The sequence below is a fragment of the Paraburkholderia unamae genome (assembly GCF_003096875.1).
Classification (GTDB): Bacteria; Pseudomonadota; Gammaproteobacteria; order Burkholderiales; family Burkholderiaceae; genus Paraburkholderia; species Paraburkholderia unamae.
In genome coordinates this window covers 52,885-72,756 of the sequence record NZ_QEOB01000008.1, presented here as the reverse complement: position 1 = coordinate 72,756, position 19,872 = coordinate 52,885, and the positions used below count along the sequence as shown (strand labels likewise).

Below are 19,872 nucleotides of genomic sequence, written 5' to 3'. Positions count from 1 at the left end.
AAGCAACTGGAGACACTACTCATGCGCACCGTTTTCCGCGACGACCACGAAATTTTCCGCGAGCAGGTCCGGCGCTTCGTCGAACGCGAGATCGTGCCGTTTCATCATCAATGGGAACTGGACGGCATCGTGCCGAAGTCCGTTTGGCTGCGCGCGGGCGAAGAGGGGCTGCTCTGCTGCACGATTCCCGAGGAATACGGCGGCGGCGGCGGCGACTTCGGCCACGCGGCCATCATGATCGAGGAGCTGGCCCGCGTGAACGCGAGCGGCATTGGCTTTCCGCTGCATTCCGATATCGTCGCCCCGTATATCTTCGCCTACGGCACCGAGGAGCAAAAACGCGAGTGGCTGCCGAAGCTCGCGCGCGGCGAGCACATCGGCGCCATCGCCATGACCGAGCCCGGCACCGGCAGCGACCTCAAGTCGGTGCGCACCACCGCGCGCCGCGAAGGCAACGAGTACATCATCAACGGGCAGAAAACGTTCATCACAAACGGGCAGAACGCCAGCCTCGTGATCGTGGCGTGCAAGACCGCGCCGGAACTGGGCGGCAAGGGCGTGTCGCTCGTCGTGGTCGAAGAAGGCACGCCGGGTTTCAGCAAGGGCCGCAAGCTCGACAAGATCGGGCTGCGGGCGCAGGACACGTCCGAGCTTTTCTTCGAGGACGTGCGCGTGAGCGTCACGCAGCGTCTTGGTGAGGAGAACCAGGGTTTTTCGTACCTGATGCGTGAACTCGCGCAAGAGCGGCTCGTGATCGCGGTGCGCGCCGCGGCTTCGATCGAAGGCATGCTGGAGCGCACGATCCGCTACACGCGCGAGCGCAAGGTGTTCGGTCAGTCGATCTTCGATTTCCAGAACGCGCGCTTCAAGCTCGCGCATGCGCGCGCGAAAGCCGAGATGGTGCGCACCTATGTCGATCACTGCATCGCGCGGCACCTCAAGCGCGAGCTTTCGCCCGTCGACGCCGCCATGGCCAAGCTCAACGCCACCGAACTGCAAAACCAGTTGCTCGACGAATTCCTGCAACTGCACGGCGGCTACGGCTACATGTCCGAGTATGTGGTGGGCACCGCGTGGGTGGATGCGCGCGTGATGCGCATCTACGGCGGCACCGACGAGATCATGAAGGAAATCATCGCCCGTACGCTGTGACGGCGCGGCAATCTACGCAAGACGAAGCAGATGGAACAACACACATGATCAAGCCACTGGAAGGCGTTACCGTCGTGGAATTCGCGGGGCTCGGCCCCGCGCCGTTCTGCGGCATGCTGCTCGCGCAAATGGGCGCGCGCGTGATCTGCATCGGCCGCGAAGGCGCGCCCCCGCCCTCGGGTCCGCTCGCGCGCGGGCGCGAGTATGTCGCGCTCGACCTCAAGCGCGGCGAGGACATCGCGCGCGCGCTCGACCTGATCGCAAGCGCCGACGCGCTGATCGAAGGCTTTCGCCCCGGCGTGATGGAGCGCCTCGGGCTCGGTCCCGAGGTCTGCCATGCACGGCGCGCGTCGCTCGTTTATGGACGCATGACCGGCTGGGGGCAAACCGGGCCGCTCGCGCACACGGCGGGTCACGACATCAACTACATCGCGATCTCGGGCGCGCTGCACGCCGTGGGTCTCGCGGGCGGCGATCCGGTCGTGCCGCTCAACCTGGTCGGCGACTTCGGCGGCGGCGGCATGCTGCTCGCGTTCGGCGTGGTGGCGGCCATCCTGCGCGCGCGCGCGGGCGGCGAAGGCTGCGTGGTCGACGCCGCGATGACCGACGGCGCGGCCATGCTCATGAGCATGATCTACGGCTTTCAGGCGGCGGGGCACTGGCAGGATGCGCGCGGCGTGAACCTGCTCGACGGCGGCGCGCCCTTCTATCGGACCTATCGCTGCGCGGACGATCGCTGGATTGCCGTGGGCTGCATCGAGCCGCAGTTCTACGCAGCGTTCATGAAAGGCATTGGCGCCGAGGATCTGCTCGATCTGCCGCAGCGCGACCGGGCGCACTGGCCGCGCTTGCAAGCGCGCATTGCCGGCGTGATCGCCACACGCACGCGCGACGAATGGGCCGCGCTGTTCGCGGGCAGCGATGCGTGCGTCACGCCGGTGCTGAGTCTTGCCGAAGCGCCGCTCGACGCGCACAACACCGCACGCGGGGCATTTGCGAAAAGCGGTGACGCGTGGGCGCCGGAGTGTGCGCCGCGCTTCGTGGGTTACGGGCAGGCGGAGGAAGTGAAATAAGCGGCGTGATAAGCGGGGTGAAACGCGGCGTGCTTATGGCCGCGCCACGTCCACGACCGGCTCGTCGTCGGCGAGCAGCGAAAGCTGGCCGCTCGCCACGATCTGGCTGAGCGGCGCCGGACGGCCGAGCAGGAAGCCCTGCACCTCGTCGCAGCCTTCGTTCGCGAGCAGCGTGAGCTGGTCCTGCGTCTCGATGCCTTCGGCCAGCACCGGAATGCCGAGGCTCTTGCCGAGCGCGAGCACCGCGCGGATGATGGCCGTTGCCTGCCGGCTCGTCTCGGCCTCGTTCACGAACGACTGATCGAGCTTGATCTTGTCGAACGGGAACGAGCGCAGCGTGTCGAGCGACGAATAACCCGTGCCGAAGTCGTCGAGCGCGAGATTCACGCCAATCGCCTTGATCCGTTGCAGCACGTCGAGCGAGCGCTCGCGGTCCGCGAAAATCGCCGTTTCGGTCAGCTCCAGTTCCAGCCGCTCGGGCGCGAGGCCGGTTTCCACCAGCACGGTCTCCACGAGCTTGGGCAGGTCGGCGTGCGCGAACTGCACGGGCGAAAGATTCACGGCCACCTTGTACGGCGGCGACCACGCGACCGCGCGCGTGCACGCCTCGCGCAGCACCCATGCGCCGATGCCGAGAATGAGGCCGTTTTCCTCGGCAAGCGGTATGAACTTCGCCGGTGATATAAAGCCAAGGCGCGGATGTTCCCAGCGCAGCAGCGCTTCGTAACCGCAGATGTCGCCCGTCGTGATCGAGGTCTGCACCTGGTAGTGCACGCTCAACTGCCCGCGGGCGAGCGCCTCGCGCAGGTCGTGCGTGAGCGAGCGGCGCTCGCGCGCGATCTCGTCCATCGCCGGCTCGTAGAAGCACACCGATTGCGTGAGGTCCGCCTTGGCGCGGTACATGGCGAGGTCGGCGTTGTTGATGAGCACCGTCTTGCTGGTGGCGTCGTCCGGGTAGATGGCCACGCCCAGGCTCGCGCCCGAGATCACTTCGGCGTCGTCGTAGCGGATCGGCCGGTACAGCGCCGTTTCGAGCCGCTCCAGCAGGTCGGCCAGTTCGTCGCGCGTCGCGAAGCGCGTGAACGCCACGAACTCGTCGCCGCCCACGCGCGCGACGAACTCGTCCTCGCGCACGAGGCTCGCCAGACGCCTCGCGAGAATGCGCAGCACCTCGTCGCCCGCATGATGGCCGTGCAGGTCGTTGATTTCCTTGAAGCGGTTCAGGTCGATACCGATGAGCGCGAGCTTGCGCGAGTCGTCGGCGCGGGCCAGTTCGGCGTCGATGCGCGCGTTGAAGTTCGCCCGATTGGGCAGCCCCGTGAGCATGTCGCTCATCGCCATCGTGCGCAGATGCTCGACCGATTCGGCGCGCACGCTGTCGTCGAGCAGAAAGCTCACGCAGCCCGAGCCCGCGATCACGAGCGCCATGCAGGCCACGGCGAGCGCGAGCGCATGCAGCGCCGCGGGATTCGAGAAATGGCCGTCGATCGCGAGCGGCACGACCTGGAACGCCGTCATGCCCGTGAAATGCAGCGCCGCGATGGCGAGCGCGAGCACGCCGGCCACGACGAGCGCGGCCGCATTGCCGCGCGAGCGCGCACGAGCCGCCTCGCCGGGCTCCCCGGCGGCAACGCCGGCGCGGTGCAGCGCGAGGGCGCACAGGCCTACCGCGAATACGATCGAAAGCACCAGCAAGGTGCGATTCCAGATCACGACGCCTTCCACGCGATACGCGAGCATGCCCGCGTAGTGCATGAGCGCGACCGCCAGCCCGACGATCGCGCCGCCGAGCGCCGGGGCCGCGCGCGACACGCGGCTCGTGGCGAGCACGAAGCCCGCGATGCTGCCCACCAGCGCGATGAGCAGCGACGCGATGGTGAGCACGGGGTCGAAGGCGATCGGCACGCCCGGCTCGAAACCGAGCATGGCGACGAAATGGGTGCACCAGATATCGGCGGCGGCCACGACGGCCGCGATGAACGACCAGCCGAAGCGTTGCAGCGAGCGCGTGGCGAACGCGCGCAGAACGAGCCGCGCGGTGACCCACGAGCCCGCGCCGCAAATCAGCAGCGCAACGACGACAAGCCACAGGTTGTGCCTGTAGATGATGCAGCCCAGCACGCTCATCACGGGTAAGCCTCCTGTTCAGCCACGTGTTCGCCCGATGCGACGCGCCACGATATCACGACAAAGCGACGAGGCCGAGCACGTCTCGCAGCCTGGCGCTCGTGGCATGCAGCGACGCGGAGGCGGCGGCCGCCTCGCTCACGAGCGCGGCGTTGCGGCGCGTGGTGTCGTCCATCTGCGCGACCATGGCGTTGACCTGCTCGATGCCCTGCGCCTGCTCGTGGCTCGACGCCGTGATCTCGCCCATGATGTCGGCCGCGCGGCCAATGCTGCGCACGACGCCTTCCATCGCGGCGCGCGCCTCGCCGGCCAGTTGCGTGCCCGCGCCCACCTCGCTCGCCGAGGCCTCCACGAGCTGCTGGATCTCGCGCGCGGCAGCGGCAGCGCGCTGCGCGAGGCTGCGCACCTCGCTCGCGACCACGGCGAAGCCGCGCCCCTGCTCGCCCGCGCGCGCGGCCTCGACCGCCGCGTTGAGCGCAAGAATATTGGTCTGGAACGCGATGCCCTCGATCACGTCGACGATCTCGAAGATGCGCTTGGCCGAGGTCTCGATGGCGCCCATCGTCGCCACCATGCGCGCGACCACGCCGTCGCCCTCCTTCGCGACCGTCGACGCCTCGCGGGCGAACTCGCTCGCTTCGCGGGCGTGCTCCGCGCTCGCCTTCACGGTGTGCGTGAACAGGTCCATCGAGGCAACCGTTTCCTCCAGACTGCCCGCCTGGTGCTCGGTGCGCTCGCTCAGGCTCGCGTTGCCCTCGGCGATTTCGCGCGCGGCCTGCTCCACATGCGCCGTGCTCATGCTCACCTCCTGCATGGCGCGCGCCATTTGCCCGATCGCGCCCTTGAGCGCGACAGCCGTGGGCGCGCTCGCCGCGATGCCGTCCACCGCGAGGCACACTTCGCGCTCGCGCACCACGCGCCGCACGATATCCGCCAGCTCCGCCGCCTCGATGGCCGCCACGCGCAGGCGATGGGCGAGCACGATCTCGACGGCCGTCTGCGCGACCACGTAGGCGGCATGCAGCAGCACGCGCGGCAGGTTCGCCTCGTGCGTGCAATACACGGCGAAGTTCAGGGCCTGAAGCCGGTCGAAGGCGAGGTGATGCACGGCGAAGAACGCGGCGGCGAGCACGATCGGGCGCCAGTCGCGATACACGAGCAACAGGCCGAGCAGCACGAACACGCCGAAATGGAATTCGGTGACGCCATGCGCCGCCTGAATATGCAGCGCGACCAGCGCGGCGTTGGCGAGCGTGAGCGCGCCGCACGAAAGGCGCGTGCCGCGCGCGCCGAAGAATGCAAAGCTCCCCACCCCGAGGCACAACGCGGCGCCCGCGAACGCGAGCTGCGTTTCGTAATAGAAGAAGCCGATCAAAACCGCTGCGATAGCGGAGAGAATCAGCGTGGAGTACATCACGGCGTCGGCGGCGCGCGCGACTTCGTCGAGCGCGCGAACGGCCACGCGCTGTTGCGAACCGGACGATTGGAGCGATTGCGAGCGGCCCGGCGAATCTGCCAGCATGAACGACACTTGAATGAAGAGAATGGAAGTTGGAGGAAGGCGTAAATGCGGCAGTCCCGGCCAATACATTCGGGACCCGCGTACGAGTTTACGGCAGCCTTCCGGGAAACTTCAGGAAACCCTTTGCTGAACAAGTATTTGCAAACGTTTGCAGCCTGGCGGGACTGGCCGTACTCGTTCCGGGCCCGGCGAGCCGTTATTCATTGGCGCGCGTGATCGCGAAGATAAACCGTAATGTCCGTGGCCGGAACGGCTTGCCGCAGCCCACGCAGCGTCTCGACGACAAAGCCGCGGTGAAACGTGTAGTGATTGACCACGTGCAACCCTATCTCCCCGCGCGTCATGACGCCCTCGCCACCGCCGATGTACGGGAAGCGCAGCGGCTGCGCGGCCTCGACTTCGCTCAACCGGTCGATCCACGACGCGTACCACGCGTCGAGCTCGCGCTGCATGACGCGCAGTTCGTGGAAGGTCGTCTCGTCGGGGATGTGGCGCGCGGTGAAGCCGTGGTCGCGCTGTTCGAGGTGCGCCTTGAAGATCGCGCCCACGGCGTAACCATGCCCCAGCGCGCGCAAGAGCGTGCCGAAGGTCATGTCGCGCGTCTTCACAATGTCCTCTTGCGGCAGTCCGGCGACCACCTCATATATCACTTCGTTCGCCCACTGTGTGTATCGGGCCAGCATGCGCTCGTTGCGCAAAACCATTTGCGTCTCCTGGTGGCGTGAGTCGACCGGCCGGGTTCCCGGCCGCAGTCCGTTGGCGAACGGCAGCCTTTCGCCAACGCCACCATGCTAAATTTGCGCTTCCCGCCCCGCACTCGCGATCAGGTCAATCGAGCCACAATTCGGGCCATGCCAGCCGCCATACCGCCGAGCTACGACGAAGTCCCGCGCGACGTCATCGCGACCGAGCGCATTTATCCCTCGGGCTTCGTGCACCCTCGCCACACGCACGAGCGCGGCCAGTTCGCCTATGCGGCGCAAGGCGCGATGACGGTGTCGACGGCGGCCGGCAACTGGGTCGTGCCTTCGCAATGCGCGGTCTGGCTACCCGCCGACGTCCCGCACGAAATGCGCATGAGCGGTCAGGTCCGCATGCTCAATGCGTTCATCGACACGCGCTTGCACGAAACGGGCAACAAGGCGGACAACAAAGCGGGCGATGAAGCGGGCGCGTTGCCGCGACAGTGCTGCGTGCAAGGCACCACGCCACTGCTGAGAAATCTGATGTCGGAGGCGGTGTTGCAGCCCGCGCTGTACGCGCCCATGAGTCGCGCCGAGCGGATCATGGCCTTGCTCGTCGACGAAATCGCGGCCATGCCGCCTCTCGCGCTCAATGCGCCGCTGCCGGAAGAGCCGCGGCTCGCGGCGCTCTGCCGCGAGGTGCTCGCCGCGCCTTCGACGGCGCTCGGTCTCGACGAGGCCGCCCGCCGCGCGGGACTGAGCCGGCGCAGCTTCACGCGCCTGTTCCGCGAGCAGTTGGGAACCAGCTTCGTTGCCTGGCGCGAACAGGCGTGCCTGCTCGCGGTCGTCGCCCGGCTGACCCAGGGCGACTCGGTCACGCGCGTCGCGTACGACCTGGGCTACGGCAGCCCGACGGCGTTCTCGACCATGTTCAAGCGCGTCATGGGCGTGTCGCCGCATCACTACGTCAACGGCAAACCCTGAAGCCGGGCGGGTGACGCTTTGGGGCGGCTCAGACTGAACTCGCACTCGCGAGCCGCGCCCCCTCCAGCCGCGCGCGCAAGCGCGGCGCAGCGAAGTCGAGAAACGCGCGCAGCTTCAGCGGCAGCGGCGCCTGGCCCGCGTGCACGAGGCTCACGGGCCAGGGGGGCGGCTCGAAGGCTTCGAGCACGACCTGGAGCTTGCCTTCGCGCGCGGCGCTCGCCACCTGATACGACAGCACGCGCGTGAGCCCGACGCCGAGCATGGCCGCGTCGATGGCCGCTTCCGCCGTGTTGAGCACGAGCCGCGAGCGCACGGGTAGCGAGACCGCTTCCCTGCCCAGCCAGAACGCCCACGATCGCGCGGACGTGAGCCCGTCCGACGTAATACACGCGTGCGCCGCGAGGTCGCGCGGATGCGCCGGAACACCATGCGCGGCAAGGTAGTCGGGGCTCGCGCACACCACGCGGCGTATCGCGCCCACGCGCATCGCCACGAGCGCGCTGTCCGGCAACTCGCCGATGCGCACGGCCAGATCGACGTGCTCCTCCAGCAGGTTCACGAGACTGTCCGCCAGCATGATCCGCACGCCGATCTCGGGATAGCGCGCCAGGAATTCAGCCACCACCGGCAACACATGCAGGCGGCCGAACACCACGGGCGCGGTGATCGCCAGCTCGCCCTTCGGCTCGCTGTACTCGCCCGTGGCGGCGCGCTCGGCCTCGCCCACGTCTTCGAGAATGCGCCGGCACGCGGCCACGTACGACCGGCCCGCCTCGGTCAGCGAGAGCTGGCGCGTAGTGCGCGTGAGCAGGCGGGTCTTGAGATGCCCCTCCAGCTCGCCGACCTTGCGGCTCACCGTGGCGAGCGGCATGCCGAGGCGGCGCGCCGCCGCCGAAAGGCTGCCGGCGTCCACGACGGCGATCAGCACGGTCATGGCGTCGAGACGGTCCATCGCATTCTCGCTTTCCGGAAGGGTGACGCCCGATCATGAGCGATTCTTCGTAAAATCGAAAGCCGGGCGCCTCGCGCGGGCAGGAGAAATTACCAATAGCACGCTCGTTCTATTTTGGGTAGGCTATCCGTCTCTTCTTCCCATGTTGCGAGACCGTTCCGCCATGTCGTTGATCCTTTCCCGCCGCGATCTGAATTTCCTGCTGTACGAATGGCTCGATGTCGAAAGCCTCACGCGCATCGGCCGCTACGCCGACCATACGCGCGAGACCTTCGACGCCGCGCTCGACACCTGCGAAAAAATCGCCACCGACCTGTTCGCGCCGCACAACAAGAAGAACGACCAGCACGAGCCGCACTTCGACGGCGAAACGGTCACGATCATCCCCGAGGTCAAGACGGCGCTGAAGGCGTTCAGCGAGGCCGGCCTCATGGCCGCCGGGCAGGACTACGCATACGGCGGCATGCAGTTGCCGCTCGTCGTGGAGAAAGCGGGCTTCGCCTGGTTCAAGGGCGCGAACGTGGGCACGAGCGCCTACCCGTTCCTCACCATCGGCAACGCGAACCTCCTGCTCGCGCACGGCAGCGCCAGGCAGATCGACACCTTCGTGCGCCCCGAACTGGAAGGCCGTTATTTCGGCACGATGTGCCTTTCCGAGCCGCAGGCCGGATCGTCGCTTTCGGATGTCGCCACGCGCGCCGACTTCGAGTGCGATTCGCCGCTTGGCGCGCAGTACCGGCTGCGCGGCAACAAGATGTGGATCTCGGGCGGCGAGCACGATCTCTCCGAAAACATCGTCCACCTCGTGCTCGCCAAGATTCCCGGTCCCGACGGCAAGCTCATCGCGGGCGTGAAAGGCATTTCGCTTTTCGTCGTGCCCAAATATCTCGTGAATGAGGACGGTTCGCGCGGCGAGCACAACGACGTCGTGCTCGCGGGCCTCAATCACAAGATGGGCTATCGCGGCACGACGAACTGCCTGCTCAACTTCGGCGAGGGCACGAAGCATACGCCGGGCGGCCGCGCGGGCGCGGTCGGCTACCTCGTGGGCGAGCCGCATCACGGGCTCGCGTACATGTTCCACATGATGAACGAGGCGCGCATTGGCGTGGGGCTGGGCGCGACGATGCTCGGCTATACCGGTTATCTGCACGCGCTCGATTACGCGCGCAACCGCCCCCAAGGACGTCCCGTGGGCGCGGCGGGCAAAGACCCGGCTTCGCCACAGGTCAGGCTGGTCGAACACGCCGACGTGCGCCGCATGCTGCTCGCGCAAAAGAGCTATGTGGAAGGCGCGCTCGCGCTCAATCTCTGGTGCGCGAAGCTCGTGGACGAAGCGAGCGCCGCAAGCGGCGCCGAGCGCGAGTCGCTCACGCTGCTGCTGGATCTGCTCACGCCCATTGCGAAAAGCTGGCCCTCGCAATGGTGTCTCGCGGCCAACGATCTCGCCATTCAGGTGCACGGCGGCTACGGCTATACGCGCGAGTACAACGTGGAGCAGTTCTATCGCGACAACCGTCTCAATCCGATTCACGAAGGCACGCACGGCATTCAGGGGCTCGACCTGCTCGGCCGCAAGGTGGTCATCAAGGACGGCGCGGCGCTCAACATCTTCGTCGAACGCGTGCAGGGCACGCTGGAACGCGCGCATGCATCGGGCGCAGCGCATGACGCCGCCGAATGCACGACCCAGGCGCGTGCGCTCGAAGCCTCGCTGCGGCGTCTTGCCGAGGTCACGAAGCAGCTTTGGGCCGCGGGCGATCCGGCGGTGACGCTCGCCAATGCTTCGGTGTACCTGGAAGCGTTCGGCCATGTCGTGATGGCGTGGGTATGGCTCGAACAGTCGCTCGTCGCGCGCGCGGCGCTCGCACACGCCAGCGGCGACGAGGCGGACTTCTACCGCGGCAAGCTGGCGGCAGCGGCGTATTTTTTCGCGTGGGAACTTCCGAAGACAAACGCGCAATTCGATTTGCTCGCCTCGCTCGACCGGACGACGCTCGACATGCGGGATGCGTGGTTCTAAAAAGGCGCCTGGCTGACCACGCGCTTCGTTCCTGGCGGCACGATGCCCGACACGCGGGACTCGTGCCCATGGACTCACGGCACAGCGTGAGCGGGCGCAAGCCGATGCGAAAGATCCGGGTTTCAGGCGCGCTTTCAGGTGTTGCGGGCGGAACCGAAGGCCGTCTGGAAATGCTCGACCGCAAGGTCGACAAACGTGCGCACCTTTGCCGAAACGTGCCGCCTTCCGGGATAAACGAGCGCCAGTTCCTTGTCGCCTTCGCGGATCTCATAGTCGCGCAGCACGAGCGAAAGCAGGCGGTTTTCGAGGTCGTCCTTCACATAGGCCTCGGGCAGGATCGCGAGTCCCATATGCACGAGCGCCAACTGGCGCAGCATGATCATGTCGTTGACCGTGCAGCGCGGCTCGACGCTGATCGACTCCTCCTCTCCCTGCGCATTGACGAAGCACCACTCGCGCCCGTGAATTTCACGCGACGGCGCGAGAAACCCGCATAGCGCCAGGTCCGCGGGCGCGGCGGGTACGCCGTAAGTTTCGAGATACGCCGGCGACGCCACCACGACCGGGCGCAGCGAAGCGAGCGGGCGCCTCACCAGCGAGCCGCTGCTCGCCTGACGCGACGTCAGAATGCCGATATCGAAGCCGTCCTCGACCAGATCGACATTACGGTGAAGCAGCGTGAGATCCAGCTTCACCTTCGGATAACGCTGACAGTAGTCCATGACGAGCGGCGGCAATCCCACCAGCGAAAACGCAGCGGACGCCACCAGCTTGAGCGTGCCGCTCGGCTCGCCCGAGCCGCCCCCCACCGACGACTCGATCGAGTCCATCAGTTCGAGCATCTGGCGACAGCCTTGCACGTAGGCCCGGCCGTCTTCAGTCAGCGAGAGGCTGCGCGTGGTCCGGTTGATCAAGCGTGTATTGAGATGCGCTTCGAGAAGCGCGACGTAACGCGTCACGGCGGCATTTGACAAGTCGAGACTCGCCGCCGCGCGACTGAAGGAATTGTTCTCTGCAACCTTGAGAAAAACGCGCATTGCCTGTAATTGATTCAACATGATTCTTCAAATTTATTGACTTACGATTTAATAAATACGGAAGACGCATAAGATAACTCTGGCCGATCGCGGTTTCTACCAACTTAAAACTCCTAGGACAAATTCGATGTTGCAAAAGGACAACGTTAATTTCAATCAGAAACGTCATAAATAAGAGATATACGAGGGATTTATCCGGCAGCCCCCCATGCTGCCTACGATGTCGCAGTCTTTTTTCAGCTTATTTGAAATACCTATTCCCTATCCGGTGTAGTTCAGAAGTCCGTAAAACTTTATATTCCGTTCGCGCAGGCAATACCGCGATTCTGACCGGAATTCTGACAGCGGAATAACGGAATTCAACCTGATCGCAGCCGTAGTTTTCACATTAGCCATCAGATTCTGTAGGGAAATAACCGATGAAAAAGACAAGCTTGATTTTCGCAGCCGCTTCCGCTGCCTTCGCCAGCGCTGCGCACGCGCAGAGCAGCGTGACGCTCTACGGGCTGATCGACGCGGGACTGAGCTATGTGAGCAATGAAGCGAACCAGGCTTCGGTCGTCACGTCCGGCGGTCTGGCCAACGGCAAGGCCATGTTCGGCCTGACCGGCGGCAACGTTCAGCAAAGCCGTTGGGGCCTGCGTGGCGCCGAAGACCTGGGCGGCGGCCTGAAGGTCGTGTTCACGCTGGAAAGCGGCTTCGATGTGACCAACGGCAAGACCGCCACCAGTTCGCTCTTCAATCGTCAGGCCGTGGTCGGTCTGTCGAGCGCCGACTACGGCACGGTCACGCTGGGCCGCCAGTACGACTCGGTGGTCGACTACCTCGCGCCGATCTCCGCAACGGGCTCGTGGGGCGGCACCTACTTCGCCCACTTCGGCGACGCCGACAACCTGAACAGCACCTACAGCACCAACAATTCGATCAAGTACCAAAGCGCGAACTACGCCGGCTTCTCGATGAGCGGCATGTATGGCTTCTCGAATCAGGCGGGCGGCTTCGCCAACAACCGTGCGTATAGCGTGGGCGCGGGCTACAACTACGGCGGCTTGCAAGTCGCGGCCGCGTACCTGCAACTGCAAGGTCTGAATTCGGGCAACACCAACGGCGCGGTGCAGAACGGCCTGCCTGTGGTGCTCGGCGCTCTCGGCCTCCAGAACCAGCGTGTCTGGGGTCTCGGCGCGAACTACGCGTTCGGACCCGCCGTCATCGGCACGGTGTTCACGCAAACGCGCGTTCAGGACAAGATCGCGGACGTCTCCGTGCGCTACAACAACTATGAGGTCAACGGGCGCTATAACTTCTCGCCGGCCTTCTTCGTGGGCGCGTCGTACACGTACACGCAGGGCCTGCGCAATACGCCGGCCAGCGGCGACACGAACAACCGTTCGTCGCACTGGAACCAGTTCGGCCTGATGGCGGATTACTCGCTCTCCAAACGCACCGACCTCTACGCCACGAGCGTCGCGCAAATCGGCGCCAACAACTCGGTCGGCGCGAACGCGGTGCAGATCAACGGCACCGACGCCCCGTCGTCGAGCAAGAGCCAGGTGGTCGTGAGCGCGGGCATCCGTCACCGGTTCTAAGCCCACCTCCAGGCTCGCTTTCAAGACTCTGGACGCCGGAATAACACGGCGAGCGGGCGGTGGCGGTTCATGGCCGCCGCCCCTTCATGCAGCGCTGCACCCCTACGCGGCGCTGCCCTTTCCGGCGGCGTCCGGTCCCTCCATCGACTGCGGGGTGCGCTCAATGACAACCCATACCGGCCCGCCAACCCGACTTTCAGCTCCCATCACATCATGTCGACCTCGAAAAGGAACGCGCACCCGCAATTACCAGCCCCACGAGCCCCGGAATCGGAGCCGGACGCGATGGCGGCGTTGCTGCTTGCCACGACCGCGCGCGCGTGGAGTCTGCCGCACACGGACGCGATGCCGCGTCGCAAGAATCCGCTCGCGCACTGCGCAAGACCATTCGCAAGCGGGCACTCGCGGACTGGTTCAACGAAATGACCTCGGGGTATCTGTTCGAATCAACCGGCACATCCATTGAAGTCAATGAATCCGGCTAATGGCTCGCCTGCACGGCTGGATTTCATATCGCCACATTTCGTTTCTTTTCTTGATGAAAAGAATGATTTCCGACAAGGACTGTGGTTTGGCACCGCCAGAATGACGCCCTTTCTAAACATCGCCTGTCAGTCATGGCGATGCGCTTATGACGACGCGCAACAAACTCGTCCCGCAGTTGATTTCAAGATGTAGCACTCTCGATCTGCTTTTTTCCTTTCCTTTTTCTTGTCACCGCGATCGACGCATTGTTTCCGTTCCTTCCGCTCCGGCAATGGAACGGATGGAAATCAATGCGCGGGCTTTCGCCTACGAGAACAAAACAATGTACCGACGATTTCATTACGTGTTAGCCGGTGTCACGCTCGCAACCTGCCTCGGCCTTGGCGCATGCGATAAAGCAAAAGCGCCCGAAACCGCCTTGCCCGTGGCCAACGTCGATGTCATGGCCGTCGCGCTGCGCGAGGTGCCCGTGGTCTTCGACTATGTCGGCCAGACAGAGAGTTCGCAGCAAGTCGAAATCCGCTCGCGTGTGAGCGGATTCCTCGAAAAGCGCGTCTACCAGGAAGGCACGATGGTGCGTCAGGGCGACGTGATGTTCGTGATGGACCGCAAGCCGTTCCAGGCGGCGCTCGACGCCGCGCAGGCCGAATACGCGCAGCAAAAGGCGCGCCTCGACACGGCGCGCGCCAACCTCGCTCGCGTGCGGCCGCTCGCCGCGAAAAACGCATTGAGCCAGAAGGATCTCGACGACTCGACCGGCCAGGAGCAGGCCGCCGCCGCCGCGCTCGAACAGGCGCGCGCGAACGTCACGAGCGCGAAGCTCAACCTCGGCTACACCACCATCACCGCGCCCGTCACCGGCCTGTCCAGCTTCGCGAAGAAGCAGGACGGCTCCTATATCGACGCCACCAACAGCCTGCTCACCTACGTGGCAAAGCTCGACCCCATGTGGGTCAACTTCTCGCTCTCGGAAAACGAGATGCTCAACGTGCGCACGCAAACGGGCAACGGCACGCTCAAGCTGCCCCCGCTCGGCCAACTGGAGGTGGAGCTCGTGCTCGCCGACGGCAGCGTGTATCCGCAGCGCGGCCATATTTCGTTTACCGACGCCTCGCTGAGCCAGCAAACCGGCACCTACCTGATTCGCGCGGTGGTGACGAATGCCACCGGGTCGCTGCGTCCGGGCGAGTTCGTGCGCGTGAAGCTCATTGGCGCGGTGCGCCCGAACGCGATCGCGGTGCCGCAGAACGCCGTGCAGCAAGGACCGCGTGGCGCCTTCGTATGGACCGTGGACAAGGACGGCCGGGCGCAGCAACGCTCCGTGGAAACGGGCCAGTGGAACGGCAACGCATGGGTGATCGAATCGGGCCTGCACGCGGGCGACCACGTGATCGTCGACAACACGCTACGACTCATGGCCGGCGCGCCGGTGAAGGAGCATGTCGTGCCCGCACCCGCGGCGAACGTGGAAGCCGGCGCGGCCAGCGCGGCGTCCGGCGCACGCGCGGCGGGAGGCTGAGCGATGAAGTTTTCTCACTTCTTCATCGACCGGCCGATCTTCGCCTCGGTCATCTCGATCATCCTCGTGGTCGCCGGTCTCGTGGCGATGTTCAATCTGCCCATCGCGCAGTTCCCCGATATCTCGCCGCCGCAGATCACCGTCAGCACGACCTACCCCGGCGCGAACGCCGACGTCGTCGCGCAGAATGTGGCCGCACCGATCGAAGAACAGGTCAACGGCGCGGACCACATGATGTACATGAACTCGTCGAGTTCCTCGACGGGCGACATGACGCTCACCGCCTATTTCGACATCGGCACCGACCCGTCGCTCGCGCAGGTGGACGTGCAGAACCGCGTGAACCTCGCGTTGCCGAGCCTGCCCGAAGCGGTGAAATCGCAAGGCGTGTCGGTGCAGCAGCGCTCGTCGGCGTTCATGATGGTGATCGCGATTTATTCCCCCGCCAATGCCTACAACCAGGCCTATGTGGCGAACTACGCGAACGTGTACGTGCTCGACGCGCTCAAGCGCATTCCCGGCGCCAACCAGTCAGCCATTCTCGGCTCGGCCGATTACGCCATGCGCATCTGGCTCAAGCCCGACCGCATGGCGAAGCTCGGCATCACCGTGGACGACGTGCAGCACGCGATCAACGCGCAGAACCAGCAGTTCTCGGGAGGGCGCCTGGGCCAGGCGCCGACCAACGGGCCCGTGAACCAGACCTTCCCGGTTGCGACGAAGGGGCACCTCACCGAGCCCGCCGAGTTCGACAACATCATCCTGCGCGCGGGCACGGCCGACGACGCCTCGCTCGTGCGTCTGAAGGACGTCGGCCACGCGGAGCTGGGCGCGAAGGACTACACGCTGCGCGGGCGCTACAACGGCAGGACGGCGACGCTGATCGCGGTGTATCAGCAGCCGGGCGCGAACGCGCTGCAAGTGGCCAAGCAGGTGAAACAGACGCTCGAGTCGCTGAACAAGAGTTTCCCGCCGGGCCTCAAGTACGAAGTCGCGCTCGACACCACGGAGTTCGTGAACGAGTCGATCATGGAAGTTGTGAAGACGCTGCGCGACGCGCTGATCCTCGTGATCATCGTCGTCTTTGTCTTCCTGCAAAGCTTCCGCGCCACGCTCGTGCCGATTCTCGCCGTGCCCGTGTCGATCCTCGGCGCGTTCATCGGCATGATCGCATTCGGCTTCTCGATCAACATGCTCACGCTGTTCGGCATGTTGCTTGCCATCGGCATCGTGGTGGACGACGCGATCGTCGTGCTCGAGAACGTCGAGCGCAACATGACCGAGTTCAAGCTACCGCCCAAAGAGGCCGCCAAGCGCGCCATGGACGAGGTGAGCGGGCCGGTCATCGCCATCGTGCTCGTGCTGCTCGCGGTGTTCATCCCGGTGGCGTTTCTTTCCGGCATCACGGGGCAGCTTTACAAGCAGTTCGCCGTGACCATCGCGGTTTCGGTGGTGCTCTCGGGTCTCGTCGCGCTCACGCTTTCGCCCGCGCTTGCGGCCATCCTGCTCAAACCCGGCGAGCAGAAAAAGAACCGCTTTTTCCGCTGGTTCAACGAAAAGTTCGAACGACTCACCGAAGGCTACGCAAGCTGGGTGCAAACGGCGATACGGCGCGTCGCGCTCTCCATCGGCCTGATTGCCGTGATGCTCGTCGCCACGGGCGGCCTCTTCAAGCATATTCCTTCGTCGTTCCTGCCCGTGGAGGATCAGGGCTATCTGCTCGGCGCGGTCGTGCTGCCCGATGCAGCGAGCCTGGACCGCACCGGCGATCTTTCGAAGAAGGCGGAGGACTGGTTCGCGAAGCAGCCGGCCGTGAGTTCGGTGGCCGCGCCGATTGGCTACAGCCTGATCGACTCGCAGTACAAGGCCAATGCCGGCACGCTCTTCATCGCGCTCAAGAGCTTCAAGGACCGCGGCGAGAACGGCAGCGCGCAAGACTTGATCCGCGCGGCCAACAAGGCCTTCTCGGGCTTCAAGGAAGGCGTGATCGTGCCGCTGAACCCGCCGTCGATTCCGGGCCTCGGCACCACGGGCGGCTTCGAATTCTGGCTGCAAAGCACGGGCGACGGCAATTATCAGCAACTCGAAGACAAGGTCCACGAATTCATCGCCAAGGCGCGCCAGAACCCGGTGCTGCGCGGCGTGAACTCCACCATCAACGCGCGCTCGCGCCAGATGCTCGTGGAAGTGGACCGCGAGCGCGCGGAATCGCTCGGCGTGGCGGTGCAGGACGTGTACTCCGCACTCCAGACGATGTTCGGTTCCTCGTACGTGAGCCAGTTTCCGAAGGGCAGCCGCCTCTTTCAGGTGATCGTGCAGGCGGAGCCGCAGTACCGCACGAACCCCGACGACCTTCAGCAGCTCTACGTTCGCAACCGCAGCGGCGACATGGTGCCGATCAAGGCCGTGACGACCTTCCGCTTCGTGCCCGGCTCCGACATCGTGACCCGCTTCAACAACTTCCCGGCGGCGAAGATCATCGGCGATGCGGCGCCGGGCCACAGCTCGGGCGAGGCGATCGCGGCGATGGAGCAGATCGCGAAGGAAACGCTCGGCGAAGGCTACAGCTATTCGTGGGGCGGCCAGTCCTACGAGGAGAAGAAGGCGGGATCAACGGCGGGCCTCGTGTTCGGCTTCGCGTTGCTCATGGTGTTCCTGATTCTCGCGGCGCAGTACGAGAAGTGGTCGCTGCCGATCGGCGTGCTGCTGGCCGTGCCGTTCGCGCTCTTCGGCGCGCTGGTAGGCCTCTTGCTGCGCGGCATGGAAGACGACGTGTACTTCCAGATCGGCCTGACCGTGCTGATCGCGCTTGCGGCGAAGAACGCCATTCTGATCTTCGAGTTCGCCGTGGAAATGCGCGAGAAGGAGAACATGTCGCCGTATGAGGCGGCGCTGCATGCCGCGAAGTTGCGTCTGCGGCCGATCATCATGACCTCGCTCGCGTTCATCCTGGGTTGCGTGCCGCTTGCCGTCGCTACTGGCGCTTCGGCCGCGAGCCGCCGCTCGATCGGCACGGGGGTGGTGTTCGGCATGCTCGGCGCCACGCTGATCGCGCTCTTCTTTATCCCCATGTTCTTCTGGGGCCTCGAAACGCTTTCGGCGCGCAGACAGGCGAAAGCCGCGACGCCTTCAAAGGAGGGCTAAGCGATGAACACACGCTTGCATTGCACGCTGCGTCCTCTCGCGCTGCTCGTCGCGACGGCATGCCTTGGCGCCTGCGCGGTCGCGCCCGACTACCGGCGCCCGGCGGTCGAAACGCCTTCGTCGTACCGCTACGCCTCGCCGCAGGCCGAGGCGGTGGACGCCTCGCTGAACTGGTGGGCGCAGTTCGACGATCCGGTGCTCAACGACCTCATCGAGAAGGCAATTGCGCAGAACAAGGATCTCGCCATCGCGGCCGCGCGCGTCGAGGAGTTCTACGGGCGCTACGTCGTGACGCGCGCGGGCCTCTTCCCACAAATCAGCGCGAATTTCGATCCGTCACGCGGGCACGTCCCCCCCTATGCCGGCTTGCCTTCCGTGACCTCGAACCAGTTCCAGCTCAACGGCATGGTCTCCTGGGAGCTCGATCTGTTCGGGCGGCTACGGCGCATGACCGAAGCCGCGCGCGCCGAGTATCTCGGCACGCAAGCCGCGCAGCAGGCGACGCGCATCGCCATCATCGCGAACGTGGCGACGTCTTACCTGCAACTACGCGACTACGACAACCAGTTGCAGATCGCGCAGGCGACGCTCGCAAGCCGCAAGGGCGCGCTGGGCCTGTTCGAGGAGCGCTTCGCCGGTGGCGTCGTGTCGAAGGTTCAACTGAGCCAGGCACGTTCGGAGTACGAATCGGCGCAGGCCACGGTGTATTCGATCCAGCAGCAGATCGCGCAACAGGAGGACGCGCTTTCGCTGCTGCTCGGCCAGAATCCGGGGCCGATCGCGCGCGGCAAGACGATTTCCGAACTGAGCGCGCCGGCCATTCCGGCAGGCTTGCCTTCCGCGCTGCTGGAGCGCCGGCCCGACGTGCTTCAGGCCGAGCAAACACTGATCGCCGCCAATGCATCGATTGGCGCGGCGCGCGCGCAGTATTTCCCCGATATCTCGCTCACGGGCATGTTTGGCGCGGCGAGCACGGCGCTTTCCGGACTGTGGCTGGGGCCTGCGCGCGTGTGGCAGTTCGCCGGCGCGCTCACGCAACCCATCTTCAAGGGCGGCGCGATTGCCGGTTCGGTGCATCAGGCCGAGGCGGTGCAGCAGGAAGCGCTGTTCAACTACCAGAAGACGATCCAGCAGGCGTTCGCCGATGTCGAAAACGCCCTCGTGGGCGCGGCACGCACGCGCGACCAGCTCGACGCGACCACGCGCCAGGTGCGAGCGCTCGCGGAATATGCGTCGCTCGCGCGGGACCTTTACGAGGGCGGCTACACGAGCTATCTGGAAGTGCTCGACGCCGAACGCAGCCTCTTCACCGCGCAGTTGCAGCAATCGGCGCTCCAGGATCAGGAACTCGCGGAGATCGTGAACCTGTACAAGGCGCTGGGGTATGGCTGGACGCCGCCCGCCTCCGCGGCGGCCAACGGCGGCGGCGCGAAACCGTCGTAGTCCTCACCGCGTATTGGCGCGACACACCCGGGGCGCGCCAAAAAGCACAGCGCCCCAAGGACCGGACCAAGGTCTTTGGGGCGCTGCCCGATGCCTCGCGAGGCATCGCTTCACTTCACTCTATTTTGTTGCGAGCGCGAG

At 65.3% G+C, this 19,872-nt stretch carries 14 protein-coding genes; 9 read left to right on the top strand and 5 right to left on the bottom strand.

Going from position 1 to position 19,872, the window contains the following annotated elements; genetic code table 11:
* Positions 1 to 21: 21 nt before the first annotated feature.
* Together C7402_RS17835 and C7402_RS17830 are read left to right on the top strand one after the other, a co-directional pair.
* On the top strand, positions 22 to 1,152 hold the full coding sequence (locus C7402_RS17835) for an acyl-CoA dehydrogenase family protein (protein ID WP_372460557.1): 1,131 nt from the start codon (positions 22 to 24) through the stop codon (positions 1,150 to 1,152).
* A 44-nt stretch (positions 1,153 to 1,196) separates the two neighbouring features.
* A complete protein-coding gene (locus C7402_RS17830; RefSeq protein ID WP_116611490.1) occupies positions 1,197 to 2,225 on the top strand; it encodes a CaiB/BaiF CoA transferase family protein in 1,029 nt (342 codons plus the stop codon).
* Positions 2,226 to 2,258: 33 nt separating this feature from the next.
* Here C7402_RS17830 and C7402_RS17825 read toward each other — a convergent pair whose 3' ends face one another.
* The 3 genes from C7402_RS17825 to C7402_RS17815 all read right to left on the bottom strand — a co-directional run bounded on the left by C7402_RS17825 (position 2,259) and on the right by C7402_RS17815 (position 6,578).
* Entirely contained in the window at positions 2,259 to 4,352 is a 2,094-nt protein-coding gene (locus C7402_RS17825; protein ID WP_208948955.1) for a putative bifunctional diguanylate cyclase/phosphodiesterase, read from the bottom strand.
* Between the two features lie 55 nt (positions 4,353 to 4,407).
* The gene (locus C7402_RS17820) at positions 4,408 to 5,874 is read right to left on the bottom strand and encodes a methyl-accepting chemotaxis protein (RefSeq protein WP_208948953.1); all 1,467 of its coding nucleotides are present in this window, start codon (positions 5,872 to 5,874) and stop codon (positions 4,408 to 4,410) included.
* A gap of 200 nt (positions 5,875 to 6,074) precedes the next feature.
* Complete coding sequence (locus tag C7402_RS17815) at positions 6,075 to 6,578, bottom strand: DinB family protein (RefSeq protein ID WP_116611487.1); 504 nt, start codon at positions 6,576 to 6,578, stop codon at positions 6,075 to 6,077.
* Between the two features lie 147 nt (positions 6,579 to 6,725).
* Between C7402_RS17815 and C7402_RS17810 the strand changes: the two genes are divergently transcribed.
* Positions 6,726 to 7,541, top strand: coding sequence for an AraC family transcriptional regulator (locus tag C7402_RS17810; RefSeq protein WP_116611486.1), 816 nt, complete (start codon positions 6,726 to 6,728; stop codon positions 7,539 to 7,541).
* Positions 7,542 to 7,569: 28 nt separating this feature from the next.
* Here C7402_RS17810 and C7402_RS17805 read toward each other — a convergent pair whose 3' ends face one another.
* Entirely contained in the window at positions 7,570 to 8,493 is a 924-nt protein-coding gene (locus C7402_RS17805) for a LysR family transcriptional regulator (RefSeq protein ID WP_116611485.1), read from the bottom strand.
* Between the two features lie 163 nt (positions 8,494 to 8,656).
* On the opposite strand from C7402_RS17805, the gene C7402_RS17800 reads away from it, so the two are divergent.
* The gene (locus C7402_RS17800) at positions 8,657 to 10,516 is read left to right on the top strand and encodes an acyl-CoA dehydrogenase (protein ID WP_112177308.1); all 1,860 of its coding nucleotides are present in this window, start codon (positions 8,657 to 8,659) and stop codon (positions 10,514 to 10,516) included.
* A 134-nt stretch (positions 10,517 to 10,650) separates the two neighbouring features.
* On the opposite strand, the gene C7402_RS17795 is transcribed toward C7402_RS17800, so the two are convergent.
* Entirely contained in the window at positions 10,651 to 11,553 is a 903-nt protein-coding gene (locus C7402_RS17795) for a LysR family transcriptional regulator (protein WP_341869250.1), read from the bottom strand.
* Between the two features lie 419 nt (positions 11,554 to 11,972).
* On the opposite strand from C7402_RS17795, the gene C7402_RS17790 reads away from it, so the two are divergent.
* The 5 genes from C7402_RS17790 to C7402_RS17775 all read left to right on the top strand — a co-directional run bounded on the left by C7402_RS17790 (position 11,973) and on the right by C7402_RS17775 (position 19,731).
* The gene (locus C7402_RS17790) at positions 11,973 to 13,139 is read left to right on the top strand and encodes a porin (protein WP_116611484.1); all 1,167 of its coding nucleotides are present in this window, start codon (positions 11,973 to 11,975) and stop codon (positions 13,137 to 13,139) included.
* Between the two features lie 320 nt (positions 13,140 to 13,459).
* A complete protein-coding gene (locus tag C7402_RS46990; protein WP_165841914.1) occupies positions 13,460 to 13,624 on the top strand; it encodes a hypothetical protein in 165 nt (54 codons plus the stop codon).
* A gap of 323 nt (positions 13,625 to 13,947) precedes the next feature.
* A complete protein-coding gene (locus C7402_RS17785; RefSeq protein ID WP_116611690.1) occupies positions 13,948 to 15,144 on the top strand; it encodes an efflux RND transporter periplasmic adaptor subunit in 1,197 nt (398 codons plus the stop codon).
* 3 nt (positions 15,145 to 15,147) lie between these two features.
* On the top strand, positions 15,148 to 18,288 hold the full coding sequence (locus C7402_RS17780) for an efflux RND transporter permease subunit (protein ID WP_116611483.1): 3,141 nt from the start codon (positions 15,148 to 15,150) through the stop codon (positions 18,286 to 18,288).
* A gap of 3 nt (positions 18,289 to 18,291) precedes the next feature.
* Positions 18,292 to 19,731 (top strand): efflux transporter outer membrane subunit, encoded by a 1,440-nt coding sequence (locus C7402_RS17775; protein ID WP_116611482.1) that lies wholly within the window; start codon positions 18,292 to 18,294, stop codon positions 19,729 to 19,731.
* The last annotated feature ends 141 nt before the right edge of the window (positions 19,732 to 19,872 follow it).

Coding starts and splice junctions, on each gene's coding strand:
- C7402_RS17835 (WP_372460557.1), top strand. CDS start 22: ATGCGCACCGTTTTCCGCGACGACCACGAAATTTTCCGCGAGCAGGTC.
- C7402_RS17830 (WP_116611490.1), top strand. CDS start 1,197: ATGATCAAGCCACTGGAAGGCGTTACCGTCGTGGAATTCGCGGGGCTC.
- C7402_RS17825 (WP_208948955.1), bottom strand. CDS start 4,352: ATGAGCGTGCTGGGCTGCATCATCTACAGGCACAACCTGTGGCTTGTC.
- C7402_RS17820 (WP_208948953.1), bottom strand. CDS start 5,874: ATGCTGGCAGATTCGCCGGGCCGCTCGCAATCGCTCCAATCGTCCGGT.
- C7402_RS17815 (WP_116611487.1), bottom strand. CDS start 6,578: ATGGTTTTGCGCAACGAGCGCATGCTGGCCCGATACACACAGTGGGCG.
- C7402_RS17810 (WP_116611486.1), top strand. CDS start 6,726: ATGCCAGCCGCCATACCGCCGAGCTACGACGAAGTCCCGCGCGACGTC.
- C7402_RS17805 (WP_116611485.1), bottom strand. CDS start 8,493: ATGGACCGTCTCGACGCCATGACCGTGCTGATCGCCGTCGTGGACGCC.
- C7402_RS17800 (WP_112177308.1), top strand. CDS start 8,657: ATGTCGTTGATCCTTTCCCGCCGCGATCTGAATTTCCTGCTGTACGAA.
- C7402_RS17795 (WP_341869250.1), bottom strand. CDS start 11,553: ATGCGCGTTTTTCTCAAGGTTGCAGAGAACAATTCCTTCAGTCGCGCG.
- C7402_RS17790 (WP_116611484.1), top strand. CDS start 11,973: ATGAAAAAGACAAGCTTGATTTTCGCAGCCGCTTCCGCTGCCTTCGCC.
- C7402_RS17785 (WP_116611690.1), top strand. CDS start 13,948: ATGTACCGACGATTTCATTACGTGTTAGCCGGTGTCACGCTCGCAACC.
- C7402_RS17780 (WP_116611483.1), top strand. CDS start 15,148: ATGAAGTTTTCTCACTTCTTCATCGACCGGCCGATCTTCGCCTCGGTC.
- C7402_RS17775 (WP_116611482.1), top strand. CDS start 18,292: ATGAACACACGCTTGCATTGCACGCTGCGTCCTCTCGCGCTGCTCGTC.